The sequence below is a fragment of the Kitasatospora sp. NPDC096077 genome, from assembly GCF_040303245.1.
GTDB lineage: Bacteria > Actinomycetota > Actinomycetes > Streptomycetales > Streptomycetaceae > Kitasatospora.
In genome coordinates, this window is the sequence record NZ_JBEOSV010000003.1 from 320,973 (window position 1) to 339,355 (window position 18,383).

Annotated in this window: 21 protein-coding genes; 9 read left to right on the plus strand and 12 right to left on the minus strand. The window is 73.6% G+C overall.

Annotated elements, in window-relative coordinates; genetic code table 11:
* Window position 1: 1 nt before the first annotated feature.
* Complete coding sequence (locus tag ABTZ03_RS05105; RefSeq protein ID WP_350511447.1) at window positions 2-241, minus strand: chaplin; 240 nt, start codon at window positions 239-241, stop codon at window positions 2-4.
* 583 nt (window positions 242-824) lie between these two features.
* Between ABTZ03_RS05105 and ABTZ03_RS05110 the strand changes: the two genes are divergently transcribed.
* From ABTZ03_RS05110 to ABTZ03_RS05120, 3 genes are all read left to right on the plus strand, one after another.
* Complete coding sequence (locus ABTZ03_RS05110) at window positions 825-1,067, plus strand: chaplin (RefSeq protein ID WP_350511448.1); 243 nt, start codon at window positions 825-827, stop codon at window positions 1,065-1,067.
* A 110-nt stretch (window positions 1,068-1,177) separates the two neighbouring features.
* Window positions 1,178-1,447 (plus strand): chaplin, encoded by a 270-nt coding sequence (locus ABTZ03_RS05115; protein ID WP_350511449.1) that lies wholly within the window; start codon window positions 1,178-1,180, stop codon window positions 1,445-1,447.
* A 92-nt stretch (window positions 1,448-1,539) separates the two neighbouring features.
* On the plus strand, window positions 1,540-1,935 hold the full coding sequence (locus ABTZ03_RS05120) for a hypothetical protein (RefSeq protein WP_350511450.1): 396 nt from the start codon (window positions 1,540-1,542) through the stop codon (window positions 1,933-1,935).
* Between the two features lie 94 nt (window positions 1,936-2,029).
* Here ABTZ03_RS05120 and ABTZ03_RS05125 read toward each other — a convergent pair whose 3' ends face one another.
* A complete protein-coding gene (locus ABTZ03_RS05125; RefSeq protein ID WP_350511451.1) occupies window positions 2,030-2,737 on the minus strand; it encodes a hypothetical protein in 708 nt (235 codons plus the stop codon).
* 326 nt (window positions 2,738-3,063) lie between these two features.
* On the opposite strand from ABTZ03_RS05125, the gene ABTZ03_RS05130 reads away from it, so the two are divergent.
* The 3 genes from ABTZ03_RS05130 to ABTZ03_RS05140 all read left to right on the plus strand — a co-directional run bounded on the left by ABTZ03_RS05130 (window position 3,064) and on the right by ABTZ03_RS05140 (window position 4,320).
* Window positions 3,064-3,408, plus strand: coding sequence for a rodlet layer protein (locus ABTZ03_RS05130; protein WP_350507669.1), 345 nt, complete (start codon window positions 3,064-3,066; stop codon window positions 3,406-3,408).
* An 81-nt stretch (window positions 3,409-3,489) separates the two neighbouring features.
* Window positions 3,490-3,834: a rodlet layer protein gene (locus tag ABTZ03_RS05135; protein WP_188309838.1), complete on the plus strand. Its 345-nt coding sequence runs from the start codon at window positions 3,490-3,492 to the stop codon at window positions 3,832-3,834.
* A 219-nt stretch (window positions 3,835-4,053) separates the two neighbouring features.
* A complete protein-coding gene (locus ABTZ03_RS05140) occupies window positions 4,054-4,320 on the plus strand; it encodes a hypothetical protein (protein WP_350511452.1) in 267 nt (88 codons plus the stop codon).
* Window positions 4,321-4,379: 59 nt separating this feature from the next.
* Here the strand turns inward: ABTZ03_RS05140 and hemB are convergent, their stop codons facing one another.
* The 7 genes from hemB to ABTZ03_RS05175 form a co-directional block, all read right to left on the minus strand.
* Window positions 4,380-5,366 carry a porphobilinogen synthase gene (hemB, locus tag ABTZ03_RS05145; protein WP_350511453.1) on the minus strand — a complete coding sequence of 329 codons (987 nt, stop codon included), beginning with the start codon at window positions 5,364-5,366 and terminating at the stop codon, window positions 4,380-4,382.
* A gap of 92 nt (window positions 5,367-5,458) precedes the next feature.
* Window positions 5,459-7,105: a bifunctional uroporphyrinogen-III C-methyltransferase/uroporphyrinogen-III synthase gene (locus ABTZ03_RS05150; RefSeq protein ID WP_350511454.1), complete on the minus strand. Its 1,647-nt coding sequence runs from the start codon at window positions 7,103-7,105 to the stop codon at window positions 5,459-5,461.
* Window positions 7,102-8,106: a hydroxymethylbilane synthase gene (gene hemC / locus ABTZ03_RS05155; RefSeq protein ID WP_350511455.1), complete on the minus strand. Its 1,005-nt coding sequence runs from the start codon at window positions 8,104-8,106 to the stop codon at window positions 7,102-7,104. Before hemC ends, ABTZ03_RS05150 begins: the two co-directional genes overlap by 4 nt.
* Before the next feature lie 41 nt (window positions 8,107-8,147).
* A complete protein-coding gene (locus ABTZ03_RS05160) occupies window positions 8,148-9,488 on the minus strand; it encodes a glutamyl-tRNA reductase (RefSeq protein WP_350511456.1) in 1,341 nt (446 codons plus the stop codon).
* 25 nt (window positions 9,489-9,513) lie between these two features.
* Window positions 9,514-10,416 carry a redox-sensing transcriptional repressor Rex gene (locus ABTZ03_RS05165; RefSeq protein WP_350511522.1) on the minus strand — a complete coding sequence of 301 codons (903 nt, stop codon included), beginning with the start codon at window positions 10,414-10,416 and terminating at the stop codon, window positions 9,514-9,516.
* A gap of 107 nt (window positions 10,417-10,523) precedes the next feature.
* Window positions 10,524-11,270 carry a 3'-5' exonuclease gene (locus tag ABTZ03_RS05170; RefSeq protein ID WP_350511457.1) on the minus strand — a complete coding sequence of 249 codons (747 nt, stop codon included), beginning with the start codon at window positions 11,268-11,270 and terminating at the stop codon, window positions 10,524-10,526.
* A 173-nt stretch (window positions 11,271-11,443) separates the two neighbouring features.
* On the minus strand, window positions 11,444-11,719 hold the full coding sequence (locus ABTZ03_RS05175; protein ID WP_350511458.1) for a glutaredoxin family protein: 276 nt from the start codon (window positions 11,717-11,719) through the stop codon (window positions 11,444-11,446).
* A 95-nt stretch (window positions 11,720-11,814) separates the two neighbouring features.
* Here ABTZ03_RS05175 and ABTZ03_RS05180 point away from each other — a divergent pair, with 95 nt between their 5' ends.
* From ABTZ03_RS05180 to ABTZ03_RS05190, 3 genes are all read left to right on the plus strand, one after another.
* Window positions 11,815-12,879, plus strand: coding sequence for an HAD family hydrolase (locus ABTZ03_RS05180; protein WP_350511459.1), 1,065 nt, complete (start codon window positions 11,815-11,817; stop codon window positions 12,877-12,879).
* A gap of 592 nt (window positions 12,880-13,471) precedes the next feature.
* Entirely contained in the window at window positions 13,472-14,290 is an 819-nt protein-coding gene (locus ABTZ03_RS05185; protein ID WP_402419315.1) for an ECF subfamily RNA polymerase sigma factor, BldN family, read from the plus strand.
* Between the two features lie 267 nt (window positions 14,291-14,557).
* Window positions 14,558-15,859: a DUF5667 domain-containing protein gene (locus tag ABTZ03_RS05190; protein ID WP_350511461.1), complete on the plus strand. Its 1,302-nt coding sequence runs from the start codon at window positions 14,558-14,560 to the stop codon at window positions 15,857-15,859.
* A gap of 88 nt (window positions 15,860-15,947) precedes the next feature.
* On the opposite strand, the gene ABTZ03_RS05195 is transcribed toward ABTZ03_RS05190, so the two are convergent.
* From ABTZ03_RS05195 to ABTZ03_RS05205, 3 genes are all read right to left on the minus strand, one after another.
* Window positions 15,948-16,955 carry a lysophospholipid acyltransferase family protein gene (locus ABTZ03_RS05195; RefSeq protein WP_350511462.1) on the minus strand — a complete coding sequence of 336 codons (1,008 nt, stop codon included), beginning with the start codon at window positions 16,953-16,955 and terminating at the stop codon, window positions 15,948-15,950.
* A 7-nt stretch (window positions 16,956-16,962) separates the two neighbouring features.
* Window positions 16,963-18,069: an NAD-dependent epimerase/dehydratase family protein gene (locus tag ABTZ03_RS05200; RefSeq protein WP_350511463.1), complete on the minus strand. Its 1,107-nt coding sequence runs from the start codon at window positions 18,067-18,069 to the stop codon at window positions 16,963-16,965.
* Between the two features lie 150 nt (window positions 18,070-18,219).
* The gene (locus ABTZ03_RS05205; RefSeq protein WP_425311139.1) at window positions 18,220-18,336 is read right to left on the minus strand and encodes a 30S ribosomal protein bS22; all 117 of its coding nucleotides are present in this window, start codon (window positions 18,334-18,336) and stop codon (window positions 18,220-18,222) included.
* Window positions 18,337-18,383: the final 47 nt, after the last annotated feature.

Genomic DNA, 18,383 nt, shown 5'->3' on the forward strand with positions numbered 1-18,383 from the left:
TTCAGCCCAGGTTGGCGCAGTGGTTGCCGAACGCCGGGTTCAGCAGACCCACGATGTCGATGGTGTTGCCGCACAGGTTGACCGGAACGTGCACCGGGATCTGGACCTGGTTGCCCGAGATGACACCGGGGGAACCGGCGGCGACACCCTCGGCGCCGGAGCTGGCCATCGCGGTGCCGGCGCCGGCGGCCACGATGCCCACCACGGCCGCGCCGACGGCGGCGGTCTTCTTGATGCTCATGCGAGCCTCCTGACTGTTCAAACAGAGATGCACGGGGAGTGCGACATCTAGAACGACACCCGTCCGGACCGGTTGCGACGGTGGGCGCACTGTCACCCGTCTGGCGCAACGCGACCACCCACCGGGCATTCGGGTGATCTCCGGCGGGAGGCGGACCGGACCGTTTCCCCCCGCGCGCTGCCTCGTTCTCCCTCACGAAGACGATCCAATCCGGCCCTGCTCCTGAATCGAGTACCGCCCATGCGCAGCTCGCCCACGGCCTCGACGGCACCGAGGCCACCGGCAAGTCGGTCGACGTGGCGGGCCCCCCAGAACCCGGCGTTCGGCGACACCGCCTGAACGCCTGACCGGGAATTCCTGGTCGCACCTCCGTCCGAATCGTTCCCGGCCGTGCGGGAACCGTTCGCGGGGTGCTGGAAGAAACGCGGCGGCTGCGTCGACGCCCGAGCCATGGGCGGAACACGCCGGTGTACGCCGCCGGAGTGACATTCACGGCAATCCCTACAGCCTTCGGGTGAGTATTCGTGCTCGCCCGACTCCCCGACATTTCCCTTCCGTCGGGCAGAAATCGGAGGAATACATCATGCGCAACCTCAAGAAGGCCGCTGCCCTGTCGCTGGCCGCCACCGGTCTGGTGCTCGGTGCCGCCGGCGGCGCGTTCGCCAGCTCGGGCGCCCAGGGCGTGGCCGCCGGCTCCCCCGGCGTGCTGTCCGGCAACCAGATCCAGATCCCGGTGCACATCCCGGTCAACGTCTGCGGCAACAGCATCGGTCTCATCAGCATCCTGAACCCGGCGTTCGGCAACTCCTGCGCCAACGTCGGCTGAACCCGCGGTCGCCGCACCGGCGACAGCTGATTCACCCGAGCCCGTGCCGCGTCCCGCAGTGCCGGGGCGCGGCGCGCTCCACCCGTGTGTGATCGAGGAGATCAACCCCCATGCAGAACGTTAAGAAGGCCGCCGTCCTCTCCGCCGCCGCTGCCGGCCTGGTGCTGGGCGCGGCGGGCTCCGCCGCCGCCAGCTCCGGCGCCGAAGGCGTGGCCGCCGGCTCCCCCGGCGTCATCTCCGGCAACCAGCTCCAGGTGCCGATCCACATCCCGATCAACCTGTGCGGCAACTCCATCGACGTGATCGGCGCGCTGAACCCGGCCTTCGGCAACGCCTGCGCCAACGTCGAGGCCCACCCGATGCCCGCGGACGACTGCTGATCCCCGATCGGCACGCGTTTCGGCCGTACTGCCCCCCGACCAGCCGGCCGGGGGGCAGTTCGGTTTCCCCGATCCCTCGAAGGGTGATCCGCATGGTTTCGACGGTTTCGATGAAGGGCGGGGCCGGCCTGGCCGCCGCCGTGGGCGCCGCGCTGCTGCTCGGCGCCGGTGCCGGTACCGCGCAGGCCGCCGCCCCCGCGGGGCAGCAGCCCGCTGCGGGCCCGGCCACCCTGGCGAAGACCGACGTCGGGCAGGCGCTGGGCGGGACGACGGCGGGCCTCGGCTACGGCGTCGCGCCGATCAAGAGCCTGCGCCTGGACCCGTGGGCCAACTCCTCGGCCGACGTGCTGAACAACGGCGCCACCGTCCAGCCGGACCAGGGTCTGGCCCCGCTGGGCACCGGCACGCTGACCGGTCCGCTGAGCTCTGGCGGCGGGGTCAAGGACCTCCCGCTGGTCGGCGGGCTGTCCGGCGTCCTGCCGGGCTGAGCGCCGGGCGTACGGACGCGACGGAGCCCGGCACCCCCCGTCCGGCGGAAGGGGTGCCGGGCTCCGTCGCGTCCGGTCGGGTTGCGGAACCGGCTCAGAGCTGGGTCAGGTCGGCCAGGCCGCTCTGCTGCACCAGGCCGGTGACGGTCGAGGTGGCCGTGTCGGGGGCGTCGGTCTGCTGCAGCACCCCGGTGGTGGTCGCGGTCGTGGTGTTGGCCAGGTCGTTCACCTCGTCGGTGACGGAGAGCCGGCTCTCGTCGCCGCCGAGGCTCGCGGTGGCCCCGGGGACGGTCTGCACGGCACCGGGCACCAGGTGCGGGTCCACCTCGTCCACCCGGAGCCGGCCGTCGGCGAGCTGGCCGGTGCCGTCGTGCACCAGCGACAGCGGCTTGCCCACGTCCAGCCCGGGGGTCTTGGCCTGCAGCGGCGCGGCCGGAGCCTCCAGCAGCACCTCGCCGAGGTCGGCGCCCTGGTCGACCAGCGGGAGCGGCAGCTGGGCCTTGGCGCTCGGGCCGACCTTGCCGGTGGCCAGCTGGGGCAGCACGTGGTCCGGGAGCAGCCCGTTGTCGGTGGTCCGGCCGGCGACCGGCGGCATCACCAGCGAGGTCGGGATGCCGGCCGTGACGTGGCTGCCCAGCGGGGTGAGCGGCACATCGGCCGGCACCTGCTGGGTGGACAGCTTGTCCTCCAGGGCTCCGACCTGGTCGGGGCTTACCGGGGCGGCGGAGGCCGCTCCCTGGGAGGCGAGCACGCCCGCACCGACCGCCAGCAGCATCGCGCCGGCCCGCTTGGAGAACTTCATGCTTGTCACCGTTCTGCCTGTCCGTACCGGGGACGCCTGGAGACCCGGTACCGGAGTTCCTTCGGGAAGGGCTGCGGGGCCCGCAGCCGGAAAGCAATCTGCGCAACGAGTGACCGTGAGTTCGGATTGCGGGCGTTAACCGATTCGGCCTAATAATCCGACCGCAAACCACCCTTCGACGCGCCTCCCGGACTCTTTTCAAAAATCCCCGTAACCTTCCGTGCCGTCATTCTTTGATCTGGACGTCAGTGACTGCAGACCGGGTCTGAGCGTTCGACGCGTTGCTACGCACGGAAACCGAAAGCATTTCAGAGAGGGATCTCCCCATGATCCAGAAGTCCTTCGCCGCCGCCGGCCTGGCCGTCGCCGCGCTGGCCGGCGCCGCCGCACCCGCTTCCGCCATCGGTGACGCGGACGGCGCGGCCGCCTCCATCGAGGGCAACGGCGGCACCAACTTCACCGGGACGGTCGGGAACAACAGCCCGAACTTCCACTTCCTGGACAACGCGAACGTCTGCCTCCCCGAGATCCACAACATCGCCGTCGGCGTTCTCGGTGTGGCCGTCCCGGTCGAGGTCCCGATCGCCAACAGCGGTGGCAAGCAGTACTGCACCCAGGGCCAGGGCACCCAGAGCCACGGCGACGCGGGCGTGTCCCACCTGGTCGGCTGACGCTCCCCCAGCCCACCTCGCACCACCTCCTGAACCACCCTCGAATCGCTCCCCGATTCACCCTTGAGAGGAAAACCGGAAATGATCAAGAAGTCCCTCGCCGCCGCCGGCCTGGCCGCCGCCGCCATCGCGATGTCCGCCGGCTCGGCTTCCGCCATCGTCGACTCGGACGGCGCCGCCACCTCCGTCCAGGGCAACGGCGGTACCAACCAGACCGGCACCCACGGCAACGGCAGCCCGAACTTCCACACCCTGGACAACGCGAACATCTGCCTGCCGGAGGTCCACAACATCGCCGTCGCCGTCGTCGGCGTCGCGGTTCCGGTCGAGGTGCCCGTCCTGAACAGCACCCCGAAGCAGATCTGCAACGTCGGCCAGAACACCCAGTCCTCGGGCGACGCGGGTGTCTCGCACCTGATCGGCTGATCAAGGGGCATGGCACGGACGGAGGGCCCGGGGAGGAAAGTTCCTCCCCGGGCCCTCCGGGCTTGACCGAGGTGTCCGGCCGGACCGCCGAACGGGTGCGGGCCCTCCGGACGACCGTCCGTCCGGCCCGGCGCGTGGGGCGTCGGACCGGACCGACCGAGTGATCACCAGTCAGAGGCAGAGCGCCCGTGGGGGCGCTCCCACAGAGAGGGCAGATCCATGAAGAGCAAGCTGGCCAAGGCCGCCCTGACCGCCGCCGCCGCGCTCGCGCTCGCGGGTGCCGCCACCCCGGCGTTCGCGCACGTCGGCCTGGAGGGCGGCGGCGGCCTGGTCGCCACCGGCGACCAGCCGTTCCTGGCCGGGGGCGGGTTCGGCGTCGGCCACACCTCCAACGTCATCGCCGGCGGCTTCGCGGGCGGCGCCGCCACCGCGACCGACCTGGCCGGCGGCGGCGACGGCTTCGCGCACGTCAACGGCTGGCACTAGTGCGCCGGAAGGCCGGGTCGCCCCGCGGGGGACGGCCCGGCCTTCCGTCTGTCCGACGCCTACTGCTGCTTGAGCATCGCGGCGGCCTCGACCGCCCAGTAGGTGAGGATCTGCTCGGCGCCGGCCCGGCGGAGCGAGGTGAGCGTCTCCATGATCATCCGCTCCCGGTCGATCCAGCCGTTCGCGGCGGCCGCCTCGACCATCGCGTACTCGCCGGACACCTGGTACGCGGAGACCGGCACCGGGGAGGCGTCGGCGACCTGGCGGAGGATGTCCAGGTAGGCCATGGCCGGCTTGACCATCACCATGTCGGCGCCCTCGGCGAGGTCCAGCTCCAGCTCGCGCAGCGCCTCGCGGGCGTTGGCCGGGTCCTGCTGGTAGGCCTTGCGGTCGCCCTTGAGCGAGGAGCCGACCGCCTCGCGGAACGGGCCGAAGAACGCCGAGGCGTACTTGGCGGTGTAGGCGAGGATGCCGGTGTCCTGGTGTCCGGCCTCGTCCAGGGCCCGGCGGATGACGGCGATCTGGCCGTCCATCATGCCGGACGGGCCGACCAGGTGGACGCCCGCGTCGGCCTGGACCCGGGCCATCTCGGCGTAGCGCTCCAGGGTGGCGTCGTTGTCCACGCTGCCGTCGGCGGCCAGCACGCCGCAGTGGCCGTGGTCGGTGTACTCGTCCAGGCAGAGGTCGGACATCACCACCAGGGAGTCGCCGACCTCGGCGACCACGTCCCGGATCGCCTGCTGGAGGATGCCGTCCGGGTTGGTGCCCTCGCTGCCGATCGCGTCCTGCACGAGCGGGACGCCGAACAGCATCACACCGCCCAGACCGGCCTCGGCCGCCTCGACGACGGCCTTGCGCAGGGTGTCCCGGGAGTGCTGGACCACACCCGGCATCGAGCCGACCGGGACGGGCTCGCTGACGCCCTCGCGGACGAACATCGGCAGGATCAGCTCGGCCGGGTGCAGCCGGGTCTCGGCCACCAGACGGCGCATCGCCGGGCTCTGCCGCAGCCGGCGCGGGCGAACGTACGGGAATTCAGCGGACACGGCTTCTCTCTCCGAACGGTTGTGCAGCACTGGGGACGGCGAACCGCCGCCCCCAGCACCATAGTTGGCCTTACACCCGGGGGCGGGGACCCTCAACGGGCCTTGCGGCGGGAGCCCGGACGACGCTCGCTCGGCCGGTAGACCGGCTCGCCCGCGGCCGTCGCGGTGTCCCGGCGCCTGGCCCCGAAGTCCGCCAGCGCCTGGGCCAGCGCGGCCGCCGACGGCGCCGGGGCCATCACGTCGACCCGCAGGCCGTGCTCCTCGGCGGTCTTGGCGGTGGCCGGGCCGATGCAGGCGATGACCGTGACGTTGTGCGGCTTGCCGGCGATGCCGACCAGGTTCCGGACGGTCGAGGACGAGGTGAACAGCACCGCGTCGAAACCGCCGCCCTTGATCGCCTCACGGGTCTCGGCCGGCGGCGGCGAGGCGCGCACCGTCCGGTACGCCGTCACGTCGTCGACCTCCCAGCCGAGCTCGACCAGGCCGGCCACCAGGGTCTCGGTGGCGATGTCGGCGCGCGGCAGCAGCACCCGGTCGATCGGGTCGAAGACCGGGTCGTACGGCGGCCAGTCCTCCAGCAGCCCGGCCGCGGACTGCTCGCCGGAGGGCACCAGGTCCGGCTTCACGCCGAAGTCCACCAGGGCCTGGGCGGTGGTCTCGCCGACCGCCGCGACCTTGATCCCGGCGAACGCCCGGGCGTCCAGGCCGTACTCCTCGAACTTCTCCCGGACGGCGCGGACGGCGTTCACCGAGGTGAAGGCGATCCACTCGTAACGGCCGGTGACCAGGCCCTTGATGGCCCGCTCCATCTGCTGCGGGGTGCGCGGCGGCTCGACCGCGATGGTCGGCACCTCCTGCGGCACCGCGCCGTACGAGCGCAGCTGCTCGGACAGGCCGTGGGCCTGCTCCTTGGTGCGCGGCACGAGGACGTTCCAGCCGAACAGCGGCTTGGTCTCGAACCACGAGTGCGAGGCGCGGTGGGCGACCTGCTCGCCCACCACGGCTATCACCGAGGTCGCCGGGTCCACCGGGGCGGAGACCGGCGAGGGCAGCACCCGGGCGGCCTTCAGGTCGGCCGCGATGGTGGCCAGCGTGGAGGTGAAGGTGCGCTGCCGGGTGGTGGTGCCGGACAGGGTGGCGCTGAGCGCCGAGTCCGGCTTGCGGCCGTTGGAGACCAGCGCGCTCGCGGTGGCCGGCAGCTGGCCCAGGGTGGTGCGGACCACCAGGGTGGTCTCCGGCGCGCCCAGGTCCACCGGGACGCCGGACAGCAGCTGGGCGCCGTCCACGAAGCGGACGTCGGCACCAGCCGCGCCGCGCAGCGGGACGCCCGCGTACGCCGGGACGCCGACCGACTGGGCGACGCCCGGGATCACCTCGAAGGGGATCCCGTCGCCCGCGCAGCTGAGCATCTCCTCGGCCGCGCAGCCGTCCAGGCCCGGGTCGCCGTCGACGGTGCGGACCACGTGCTTGCCGGCCCGGACGGCCTCGGCGACCAGCTTGGCCAGGTCGAAGCCGGCGCCCTCGGCGGCCGGGGCGTGCACCTGCACGCCGGCCGGGCAGTGGGTGCGCACGGCGGCCGCGGTCAGCGGGTCCGCGACCAGGACGTCGGCCGAGGACAGCACCTCGACCGCGCGCAGGGTCAGCAGGCCCGGGTCCCCGGGACCGGCTCCCAGGAAGGTGCACCGTCCGGTGGGCTGACCGGCCGGGAACAGGGCGTCAGTGGCGGCGGTGGGGCTCATCGGGCTCGCTCCCCCATCAGGGTGGCCGCGCCCGCGTCGAGCAGCCGGGCGGCCAGGTCGTGGCCGAGGGCCCGCGCCTGCCGCTCGGCGGTCTCGTCGAGGACGATCGGACCGTTGGCGGACATCTTCAGCAGGGCGGCACCGTCGGGGTCGCCGACCACTCCGTCCAGCTGCAGTTCGTTCTCCCGGCTCCAGGTGGCCAGTGCGGCCACCGGGGCCGAGCAGCCGGCCTCCAGGGCGGCCAGCAGGGCGCGCTCGGCGGCCACGGCGACCCGGGTGGGGGCGTGGTCCAACAGCGCGAGCGCGGCGGTCAGCCCGGTGTTCCCGGTGGTGCACTCGATGGCGAGTGCGCCCTGGCCGGGGGCCGGGATCATCAGCTCGGGGTCGAGGTGCTGGGAGATCTCGGCGCTGCGGCCGAGCCGGTTGAGGCCGGCCGTGGCCAGCACCACGGCGTCCAGCTCACCGGAGGTCACGAAGCCGATCCGGGTGTCCACGTTGCCGCGGATCGCCACCGTCTCCAGCCGGGCCCCGCGGGCCCGGGCCCAGGCGTTCAGCTGCGCCATCCGGCGCGGCGAACCGGTGCCGATCCGGGCCGGGCGGCCGGCTCCGGCCAGCTTCTCCACCAGCTCGTCCAGGGTCAGGCCCTCGGCCGCGACCAGGGCGTCCCGGACGTCCTCGCGGACCGGGACGGCGGCCAGCGCCAGGCCCTCGGGGGCGGCGGTGGGCAGGTCCTTGAGCGAGTGCACGGCGAAGTCGATCCGGCCCTCCAGCAGGGCGTCCCGCAGCGCGGAGACGAACACGCCGGTGCCGCCGATCTGGGCGAGCGCCTCCCGGGAGGTGTCTCCGTAGGTGGTGATCTCGACCAGCTCGACGGGGCGGCCGGTGAGCCTGGTCACCTCGCGGGCGACCATGCCCGACTGGGCCATGGCGAGCGCGCTGCGCCGGGTGCCGAGCCGCAGGGCGGCGGCCGGAGCCTGCTCGGTGAGCGGTTGACCATTCATGAGGTGATCGTCCCGGTGGTACTCGTGGGATGGCTGACGGTTCATCTGGTGCCCCCGCCCGAAGGCTGGGGCGGACCGCCGACGGGCGTGCCCGACACGGCGTGCACGGCCGCCGGGTCGAGGTCGAACAGCTCGCGCAGGGCGTCCGCGTAGGAGGCCCCGCCGGGCTCGGCGGCCAGCTGCTTCACCCGGACGGTCGGGGCGTGCAGCAGCTTGTCGACGACGCGGCGGACGGTCTGGGTGATCTCGGCGCGGGAGCGCTCGTCCAGGTCGGGCAGCCGGGAGTCCAGCCGGCCCAGCTCGGCGGCGACCACGTCGGAGGCCATCGACCGCAGCGCGACCACGGTCGGCGCGATCCGGGCGGCCCGCTGGGCGGCGCCGAAGGCGGTCACCTCGTCGGAGACGATCCGGGTGACCTGGTCGACGTCGCCGGCGCCGGGGCTGGCGGCGTGCGCGTGGGAGAGGCTCTCCAGGTCGACCAGCAGGGCGCCGGCCAGCTCGTGCACGGCGTGGTCGACGTCGCGCGGCATGGCCAGGTCGAGCAGGGCGAGCGGCTGGGGCGAGGTGCGTACGGCGACCGCGGCGGCCACGTCCTCGGCCCGGACCACCACACCGGCCGCGCCGGTGCAGGAGATCACCAGGTCGACGTCGGCCAGCGCCTGCGGCACCTTGGCGAGGTCCAGGGTGCGGGCCACGTCCGGGCCGAGGATCTCCACCAGGCGCTCGGCGCGGGCCGGCGTCCGGTTGGCGATCAGCAGGTCGGTGACCCCGGAGCGGACCAGGGTGGCGGCGGCCAGCGAGCTCATCGAGCCGGCCCCGACCACCAGGGCGCGCTTGCCGGCGATCTCGCCCGCGCCCGCGGCGACCTGCTCCAGGCCGAAGGTGACCAGCGACTGGCCGGCCTTGTCGATGCCGGTCTCGCTGTGCGCCCGCTTGCCGACCCGCAGGGCCTGCTGGAACAGCTCGTTCAGGTCGCGGCCGGCGGTGTGCTCGTCCTGGGCCTTGGCCAGCGCGTCGCGCAGCTGGCCGAGGATCTGGCCCTCGCCGACCACCATCGAGTCCAGGCCGCAGGCCACCGAGAAGAGGTGGTGGACGGCGCGGTCCTCGTAGTGGACGTACAGGTGGGAGGTCAGCTCCTCCAGGTCCACCCCGCTGTGGTGGGCCAGCAGCAGCGACAGCTCGGCGACGCCGGCGTGGAACTTGTCCACGTCCGCGTACAGCTCGATCCGGTTGCAGGTGTTGAGCAGCGCGGCCTCGGCGACGGTCGAGGACGCCGCCGCGTCGTGCAGCAGCCGGGTCGGGACCTCACCGGTCAGCGCGGCGCGCTCCAGCACGCCGACCGGTGCCGTCCGGTGGCTCAGTCCGACGACGAGAAGACTCATGCCCGCCCCCCACGGCGTTCGGTGTTCATGCGGGCATCACCGCGGACAGCTCGCCCTCGCCGCCCTTGGCGGTCTTGCCCTTGACCGACTGCTCGGCCTGGTCCTTGTCCTTGGCCGCCGGCTCGGCGCCGGTGCGGCCCTTGCCGCTGCCGCCGGCCGCCCGGCGCAGCTTGGCCGCGGCCGCGCGGACCGGGCCGGGGGCGCGCTCCAGCACCGACTCGGCGCGGTCGGGCTCCTCGCCGGCCTTGCGCTGCTCGTGGAAGGCCAGGATCTGCAGCTCGATGGAGAGGTCCACCTTGCGCACGTCCACGCCGTCCGGGACGGTCAGCACGGTCGGGGCGAAGTTCAGGATGCTGGTGACGCCCGCCTCGACCAGCCGGTCGCAGACCTGCTGGGCGGCGCCGGGCGGGGTGGTGATCACGCCGATCGAGACGTGCTGGCTCTCGACGATCGACTCCAGCTCGTCCATGTGCCGCACCGGGAGCCCGGCGGCGGTGGAACCGACCACGTTCGGGTCGGCGTCCAACAGGGCGGCGACCCGGAAGCCGCGCGAGGCGAAGCCGCCGTAGTTGGCGAGGGCGTGGCCGAGGTTCCCGATCCCGACGATGACGACCGGCCAGTCCTGGGTCAGGCCGAGCTCGCGGGAGATCTGGTAGACGAGGTACTCGACGTCGTAGCCGACGCCGCGGGTGCCGTAGGAGCCGAGGTAGGAGAAGTCCTTGCGCAGCTTGGCCGAGTTCACGCCGGCCGCGGCGGCCAGTTCCTCGGAGGAGACGGTCGGCACCGAGCGCTCGGAGAGCGCGGTGAGGGCCCGCAGATAGAGGGGGAGCCGGGCGACGGTCGCCTCCGGGATGCCCCGGGCGCGCGCGGGGCGACGCGCGGCGCCCTGGTCGGGCGTCTGCGAACTGCTCTGTGGTGATCGGCCGATTGCCACGGTGCTCCTGTGGGTGAAGCTGGGCTTTGGCAGCCAGGCTAAGCGTTTGTGAACGTGTGCACAAAGATGGTGTCCGTTTTGTCCCCGCACAGTGATGCGCATCACGCCGTCGAACCCATAGCACCGGCCCGGGTCAGGACCAGCTCCGGGGCCGCGGAACCGGGCAGCCAGGGCCCGTACGACGCCTCCCGGCGGAGCAGCCGGACGGCCGTACCGGACGGACGGGAACGGGCCCGGCCCAGCCGCGGCCAGGGCACCCGGGCGGCCTCGCGCAGCGGGCCGGTCCAGTCGTCCGGCGGGCAGGACGGGACCCCCACGCAGTGCCGCAGCAGTTCCGCCGTCACCCGGGCGTCGCCCAGCGCGGTGTGCGCTGGGTACCAGCCGAGCCCGGCCGCCTCCACGCAGGCCGCCAGGCCGTGGCTGCGGGCCTCCGGCAGGTGGGCCCGGGCCAGCCCCATCGTGCACAGCAGCGGGACGGGCGGCAGCGGCACCCCGATCCGGGCGAACTCGCGGTCCAGGAAGGCGTGGTCGCAGCTGACGTGATGGCCGACCAGCACCCGGCCGGCCAACAGCTCCAGCAGCCGGGGGGCGATCTCCCGGAACCGCGGGGCGCCCTCGACGTCGGCCTGGCGTATCCGGTGCACATGGGTCGGGCCGACCGGGCCCAGCGGGTCCAGCAGGGTGGCGAACTCGCCCTCGGGGCGGAGCCGCTCGTTCAGCAGCACCACCGCGACCTCGACCACCCGGTGCCGCCACGGGCTGCGGCCGGTCGCCTCCACGTCCACCACGGCGAACCCCCGGGAGCCGGGCAGGGCTTCGGGCGGACCGGGGGTCGGGCGGGGAAGCATGGCGGCACTCCTCGTGTGCTCAGCCCCCCACGGGCGCAAACGCGTTCGATCGTAAGCCGACCACGGCGCGCCGCCCCAAGCCGGAACGGAGTGTCTTTGGCAACGATTCGGCGAACCGCCCCCGCCGGTCGGCGGGGGCGGTGGTGCACGAACGGAGGTCGCCGGACAGGGGCCTAGGCGCCCAGGGCCTTGCGCAGGCGCTTCTCGTCGACCCGCCAGAAGTCGTGCTGCCGACCGTCGATCAGGGTGACCGGGATCTGCTCCCAGTAGCGGCGGTACAGCTCCTCGTCCCGGGTGATGTCCTTCTCCTCGAAGGTCACGCCCAGCTCGGCCGTCACCCGGAGCAGCACCTCCCGGGCCTCGTCGCACAGGTGGCAGCCGGGCTTGCCGACCAGGGTGACGGTACGGTCGGCCGGCTCGGGGCTCTTACGTCGCAGCAGTGGGCTCACCCCGCCATTGTGGCGGGGCCGACGGATCGGCTGTTCACCCCACGGGCACGGCTCCGTCACGGCCGCTCCCCGCCCGGCTGGCTATGCTCGATGACATGGCCGTGCTCCGAAGGCTCACCCAGTCCAGACGCTCCACCACCGAGCGGAGCGCCCTGGCAGGCGAGGCCGCCGCCGCGGCGGCCGAGGCCGCACTGCGCGCCCCCGCCCTGGACGCCCCCGCAGCACCCGCCCCGGAGGCCGGGACCGCTCCGGCGGGAGCACCGGAAGCCGTGCGACCGGAGGCCGGAACACCCGAGACCGAGGCACCCGAGACCGAGCCGTCGGCGGGCAGGCCCGGGAAGGCCCCCAAAGCCCCGGCCGGGAACCACACCCCCGACCCGGACGACCCGCGCGCCGCCGCCTTCTTCGACTGCGACAACACCATCCTGCGCGGCGCCGCGATCTTCTACCTCGGCGTCGGCCTCTACCGCCACGGCTTCCTCACCCGTCGCGACATCGCCCGCTTCGCCTGGCAGCAGGCCCTCTTCCGGGTGCAGGGCACCGAGGACCCGGACCACATCTCGGACGCCCGGAACACCGCCCTCGGCATCGTCGCGGGCAAGCCCACCGCCGACCTGGAGGCGATCTGCGAGGAGGTCTTCGAGCAGGTCGTCGCCGACAAGATCTGGCCCGGCACCCGCGCCCTGGTCCAGATGCACCTGGACGCCGGCCAGCGGGTCTGGCTGGTGACCGCCGCCCCGCTGGAGGTGGCCCGGATCATCGCCCGGCGGCTCGGCATGACCGGCGCGCTGGGCACCGTCGCCGAGGCCCGGGACGGCCACTACACCGGCCGGCTGGTCGGCGACCTGCTGCACGGCCCGGCCAAGGCCGCCGCGGTGCGCGCGCTGGCCCGGCACGAGCGGCTGGACCTCGACCGCTGCGCCGCCTACAGCGACTCGGCGAACGACATCCCGATGCTCTCGCTGGTCGGCCACCCGTACGTGGTGAACCCGGACGGCGCGCTGCGGCGGCACGCCCGGGCGCAGGGCTGGCGGGTGCGCGACTTCCGGACGGGGCGCAAGGCGGCCCGGGTGGGGCTGCCGGCGGCGGCCGCGCTCGGGGTGCTGGCCGGTGCGACGGCCGCCGGGGTGGCGCTGCAGCGCCGTCGTCGGCGGGGCTGATCCCGGCCGACCCGGGGGTCCGGGGCGCCCCGCGCCCTCCCGCGCGCCCGCCGCGCCCCATCCGGGGAACCGTTTCTGCCTTCTCCCCCGCGCGGGTGAGGAGGCGTCAATCAGGGGCCTGACCTGGCCCCTCGTACGAGCGAACTCCCCGTCCCGACACGGCCGTCCGGGCTCACCGACAGAACCTGTCACCCGGTGACCGGTTCTGATCGTTCGCCAGGCCGGGAAAGTCAGGGGTTGCGGAGCCCCAAGGCTGGGAAACCGCCCGCAGTACCGCCGAATTGGTCACCCTGGGCGCCCGAACGGTCACGTTGAGCCGGATGAACGATGACATCTCCGGTCAGTGTCAGCCGAATATGCGCAACAAATGGATCCCAAACGACCACTTCGACCACACGGTGTAGCTGTCATTGCACAAAGCGTTATTCTCTCCTGGATGCACGTCACCCATGCATCCCGCTCGAACGGATGTCATGGGGAGTGCTCTCCGCGCAGGCGGAGGTGATCCGTCCACAGTTCTGCCTCTGGGAGTCCCGTGTACCCACCCGTCCGGAACGACGCGCCTGCACCCTCCCGCCCGTCGTCCGCGCCCCTGCGTCCCCGCACCGGCCTGCGCGGTCGGCCGGCCGAGCGGCAGATCTCCACCGGCCTGGACCTGCTGCGCACCCTGCTCCGCAGCCAGCTCGCCACCTCACCCCAACTCGTGCCCGCCGGTGTGCCGTTGGGCCACCAGCACGGCCCCGGCCTGGCGCTGCGCACCACCGCCGCCGGCTCGACCGGCACCGGTTCGCGCGGCCGCACCGGCAGCACCGGAGTCGGCCGCGGCCGCACCCGCACCGCGCCGAGCCCCGGCTACGAGACCGAGCACAACCCGATCATGGAACTGGTCGAACGGGCCCAGGCCGGCGAGAGCGACGCCTTCGGCCGGCTCTACGACCACTACGCGGACACCGTCTACCGCTACATCTACTACCGGGTCGGCAGCCGGGCCACCGCCGAGGACCTCACCAGCGAGACCTTCCTGCGCGCGCTGCGCCGGATCGGCACCTTCACCTGGCAGGGCCGGGACTTCGGCGCCTGGCTGGTCACCATCGCCCGCAACCTGGTCGCCGACCACTTCAAGTCCAGCCGGTTCCGGCTGGAGGTCACCACCGGCGAGATGCTCGACTCCAACGAGTGCGAGCGCAGCCCGGAGGAGTCGGTGCTGGAGTCGCTCTCCAACGCCGCCCTGCTGGACGCGGTGCGCCGGCTCAACCCCCAGCAGCAGGAGTGCGTCACGCTGCGCTTCCTGCAGGGGCTCTCGGTGGCCGAGACCGCGCGGATCATGGGCAAGAACGAGGGTGCGATCAAGACCCTCCAGTACCGCGCCGTCCGCACCCTGGCCCGGCTCCTCCCGCCCGACGCCCGGTGAGGCGGCGGTGACCGAGGGGGCGATAGCCCGGCGGTCCGACGGCCCGTCACCACGCCCGCCCAGCCGACACGTCCGGGTGAACGGTCGGTCCGATGATCAACCGTGCGTAACCGACCGCCCGCACCACTCGTTGGCCAGCGTGCAAGCCCCCACCAGGCCTACGGTCAAGCCGAATTGCGACCGGTCACCCGATGGAGTGGCTTTGGCCCGCCGGGGCAACCGTCCGGCAGGCCGGGGTGTCGACAACGACGAAGGGAGGTGTGGCCCGTGACGGCAAACGTGCTGGAGCACCGGCGGGCGAAGGCCTTCGCCGAGGCGCTGGAGGCCCACCAGGCGGAGCAACGCCACGCGGCCGGCGCCGAATCGGCCAACGCCGCTACCGGCGAGGTCGGTTCGATGGCGATGGCCGAACTGGTCGGTCTGGCCGACGCGCTGGGGGCACTGCCCGGACCAGCCCTGGACCAGGAGGTCCGGACGGTCCAACGAGCCCAGCTGATGGCCGCGTTCGAGCAGGCCTTCGCCGGTGGACCGGGCGCCGCGGTGCCCCGCCAGCGGCGCCACCGGGCGATCCGGACGGCTCCGCGCGGCCGGTGGAGCCGCCGCTTCGCGATCGGCGGACTGGTCGCCGGACTCGCGGTCGGCAGCCTGGCCGGGGCCGCCGCCGCCAGCTCCAACGCCCTTCCCGGGGACACGCTGTACGGCATGAAGCGTGGCCTCGAAGGGCTCCGGCTGGACCTCGCGGACAGCGACTCGGAGCGCGGCGAACTGCTGCTCGGCAACGCGGCCACCCGGCTCGGCGAGGCCAACGCCCTGGTCGGGCAACCGGGTTCGGCCACCGGGCTGAGCCCGGACACGGTCGCCCGGGTCCGCCGCGCGCTGGACGACATGCACGCCGACGCCCTCAAGGGCCGCGACCTGCTGCGCTCGGTCTACCGCAGCAACGGCTCGTTGGACCCGATGCGCGCCCTGGCCGGCTTCGCCCACGACGAGGACGGCCGCTGGAGCGAGCTGCAGGGCCGGCTGCCGGTCCAACTCACCGACCAGGCCAGCCTGGTGAACCAGCTCTTCGACGACATAAGCGAGGACGTCGCGCCCCTGCGCCTGGCCCAGCCCCCCGCCAAGAGCGGCGGCCCGGCCGGCACCGGAGCGGGCGACGGCTCCTCCGCCACCACCGGCGGCTCCCCGGCCGACCCCGGGACGAACGGCGCCGCCCCCGGCTCCGCGCAGTCCCAGGGCGGCACCGGCGACACCAGCCGTCCCGGCGGCCCCGACCGCGCCCCGGCCGACCCCGGTGCCGGCAGCACGGCCGGCAACGGGTCCAAGGGGGGCGGCCTGCCGAGCACCCTGCCCAGCAGCGCCCCGGACGCGGTCAACGGCCTGGTCGGCAACCTCACCAGTGGGCTCACCGGCGCCGGCCGTCCCTCGCCGAGCGCCGACGCCGTCCCGCCGCAGGTGCCGCAGCAGCCGTCCGGCCCGCCCAGCACGCCGAGCGCCGCCCAGCAGGGCGTGGACGTGCCCCCGCTGATCCCGGGCCTGCTGCCCGGACTGCGGATCCTCGGCGGCAGCTGAGGAAGGTCGTGACGGGGGCCCCGGCGGAACGCTCCGCCGGGGCCCCCGTCGCGACCTCAGCAGACCAGCCGGATCGGAAGAACCTGGATCAGAAGAACACCGACCGCCGCTGCACCAGCAGTTGGTACAGGGTGTGCTGGATGGTCTCGCGCACCTCGTCGGCCAGGTCGAAGACCAGCATCGGGTCGTCCGCCGCCTCCGGCGGGTAGCCGTCGGTGGCGATCGGCTCGCCGAAGCGGATCGTCCACTTGGTCGGCAGCGGCAGCATCCCGACCGGCCCCAGCCACGGGAAGGTCGGCGTGATCGGCACGTACGGCAGGCCGAGCAGCCGGGCCAGCGTCTTGGCGTTGCCGATCATCGGGTAGGTCTCCTCCGCCCCGACGATCGAGCACGGCACGATCGGCACCCCCGCCCGCAGCGCCGAGGAGACGAAGCCGCCGCGGCCGAAGCGCTGGAGCTTGTAACGCTCGGCGAACGGCTTGCCGATGCCCTTGAAGCCCTCCGGCCAGACCCCGACCACCTCGCCGCGCTCCAGCAGCGCCTGGGCGTCCTCGTTGCAGGCCAGGGTGTGACCGGCCTTGCGGGCCAGCTCGTTGACGCCCGGCAGCACGAAGACCAGGTCGGCGGCGAGCATCCGCAGGTGCCGGCGGCCCGGGTGGTGGTCGTGGACGGCCACCTGGGTCATCAGGGCGTCCAACGGCAGGGTGCCGGAGTGGTTGGCGACGATCAGCGCACCGCCCTCGGCCGGGATGTGCTCGACCCCCTGGACGTCGACCCGGAAGTACTTCTCGGCCAGCGGGCGCAGCAGCGAGAGCAGTACCTCCTCGGTGAGCTCCCGGTCGAAGCCGAACTCGTCGACCTCGTAGTCGCCGGTGATCCGGCGGCGCAGGAAGGCCAGCCGCTCGGCGGCCCGGCCCTCCCAGCCCTTGCCGAACAGCCGGGTGGCCGCCGGGCCGAGCTGCCCGGACAGCGCCCCGCCGACCGCGCCGGCCAGCCGGTCGGCCAGGGCGGGCGCCTCGGGCGAGGTGTAACTGGGGGCGGACTCGATCGGGATGACCTTGGCCTCGCCCGGCACGTTCTCGGCGGCGGCACTCATCGCGGGTTCAGCTCCTCGGGCGGTGGGGACGGTGCGGTACGGCGGTCGCCGTGCCGGCGGCCGGTTCCGGGCCGAGCAGGGCGGTCAGCCGGTCGGTGACGGCGGCCAGCCGCTCGGGCGGCAGCAGGCCGGGGCCCAGCGCGTCGGCGAAGTCGGCGAAGGCCTCCGGGGTGGTGAACGCCGGGCGGTAGCCGAAGGTCTCCCGCAGCCGCGTGGTGTCCACCACCCGGCCGTGGGTGAGCAGCCGCAGCTGCTCCGGCGAGACGTCCACCAGCCGGGTCCGCCGGGCCAGCGCGGCCATCCAGCTGACCGCGGGCAGCAGCAGCGGCAGGGTGGGGCGGCCGAGCCGGCGGGCGCACTGGGAGAGCAGCAGCACGCCCTCGCCCGCCACGTTGAGGGTGCCGGTGTTCACGGTGCCCGGCACGGGCTCGTCCGCGGCCCGGCAGAGCACCGCGACCGCGTCGTCCTCGTGCACGAACTGCAGCCGGGGGTCGTAGCCGAGCACGGTCGGCAGCACCGGCAGCGCGAAGTACTCGCTGAGCGGGGTGTCGGCGCCGGGGCCGACGATGTTGGCGAAGCGCAGCACCGTCACCGCGACGTCCGGGCGGCGCCGGGCGAAGCCGCGGACGTACCCCTCGACCTCGGCCGCGTCCTTGGCGAAGCCGCCGCCGGGCGGGTCCTTCGGCTGGATCCGCTCGCTGAACACCGCCGGGTCGCGGGGCGCGGAGCCGTAGACGCCGGTGGTGGACTTCACCACCAGCCGGCGCACCCCGGGCGCCTTCTGGCAGGCGCCGAGCAGTTGCATGGTGCCGATGACGTTGGACTCCTTCACCGCGGAGCGGTTGGTGGAGCCCAGTCCGGTGGCGCTGACGCTCAGGTGCACCACGGTGTCCACCCGGTGCTCGGCGATCACCCGGGAGACCGCGGGCCGACGCAGGTCGAGCTGGTGGAAGGTGTACGGCGCGACGGGGCCGTCCGGCTCCTCGACCGGCAGCCGGGGCGGCTGCACGTCCACACCGACGACCCGGTCCACCCCGGGGCGCCGGCGCAGCTCGGCGGCGAAGCGGGCACCCAGATGACGGGCCACGCCGGTGACGAGCACGACCACACCCACGGTGCTGCACCCCATTCCCTCGACCGAGCGGCCTGCGTGCACCGTACCGCGCCGCCCGACCGGGCCGTAAAACGACACCGCCCGCCCCGGGCCACAGGGGCCGGGACGGGCGGTGGAAGCGCTGGGCGCGCTGGGCGCGGCCGGGGGCGCTTACTTCTTGTTGCGACGCTGAACGCGAGTGCGCTTGAGAAGCTTGCGGTGCTTCTTCTTGGCCATACGCTTGCGACGCTTCTTGATGACAGAGCCCACGGAACAACCCTCGCTCACTGAGACTCTCGTCCGTGAGAGACGGAGTCCATACGACTGACGTGAGG

Excerpts from the sequence above, each read along its gene's own strand:
- ABTZ03_RS05105 (WP_350511447.1), bottom strand. The coding sequence starts at position 241 with ATGAGCATCAAGAAGACCGCCGCCGTCGGCGCGGCCGTGGTGGGCATC.
- ABTZ03_RS05110 (WP_350511448.1), top strand. The coding sequence starts at position 825 with ATGCGCAACCTCAAGAAGGCCGCTGCCCTGTCGCTGGCCGCCACCGGT.
- ABTZ03_RS05115 (WP_350511449.1), top strand. The coding sequence starts at position 1,178 with ATGCAGAACGTTAAGAAGGCCGCCGTCCTCTCCGCCGCCGCTGCCGGC.
- ABTZ03_RS05120 (WP_350511450.1), top strand. The coding sequence starts at position 1,540 with ATGGTTTCGACGGTTTCGATGAAGGGCGGGGCCGGCCTGGCCGCCGCC.
- ABTZ03_RS05125 (WP_350511451.1), bottom strand. The coding sequence starts at position 2,737 with ATGAAGTTCTCCAAGCGGGCCGGCGCGATGCTGCTGGCGGTCGGTGCG.
- ABTZ03_RS05130 (WP_350507669.1), top strand. The coding sequence starts at position 3,064 with ATGATCCAGAAGTCCTTCGCCGCCGCCGGCCTGGCCGTCGCCGCGCTG.
- ABTZ03_RS05135 (WP_188309838.1), top strand. The coding sequence starts at position 3,490 with ATGATCAAGAAGTCCCTCGCCGCCGCCGGCCTGGCCGCCGCCGCCATC.
- ABTZ03_RS05140 (WP_350511452.1), top strand. The coding sequence starts at position 4,054 with ATGAAGAGCAAGCTGGCCAAGGCCGCCCTGACCGCCGCCGCCGCGCTC.
- ABTZ03_RS05150 (WP_350511454.1), bottom strand. The coding sequence starts at position 7,105 with ATGAGCCCCACCGCCGCCACTGACGCCCTGTTCCCGGCCGGTCAGCCC.
- hemC (WP_350511455.1), bottom strand. The coding sequence starts at position 8,106 with ATGAATGGTCAACCGCTCACCGAGCAGGCTCCGGCCGCCGCCCTGCGG.
- ABTZ03_RS05160 (WP_350511456.1), bottom strand. The coding sequence starts at position 9,488 with ATGAGTCTTCTCGTCGTCGGACTGAGCCACCGGACGGCACCGGTCGGC.
- ABTZ03_RS05170 (WP_350511457.1), bottom strand. The coding sequence starts at position 11,270 with ATGCTTCCCCGCCCGACCCCCGGTCCGCCCGAAGCCCTGCCCGGCTCC.
- ABTZ03_RS05180 (WP_350511459.1), top strand. The coding sequence starts at position 11,815 with ATGGCCGTGCTCCGAAGGCTCACCCAGTCCAGACGCTCCACCACCGAG.
- ABTZ03_RS05195 (WP_350511462.1), bottom strand. The coding sequence starts at position 16,955 with ATGAGTGCCGCCGCCGAGAACGTGCCGGGCGAGGCCAAGGTCATCCCG.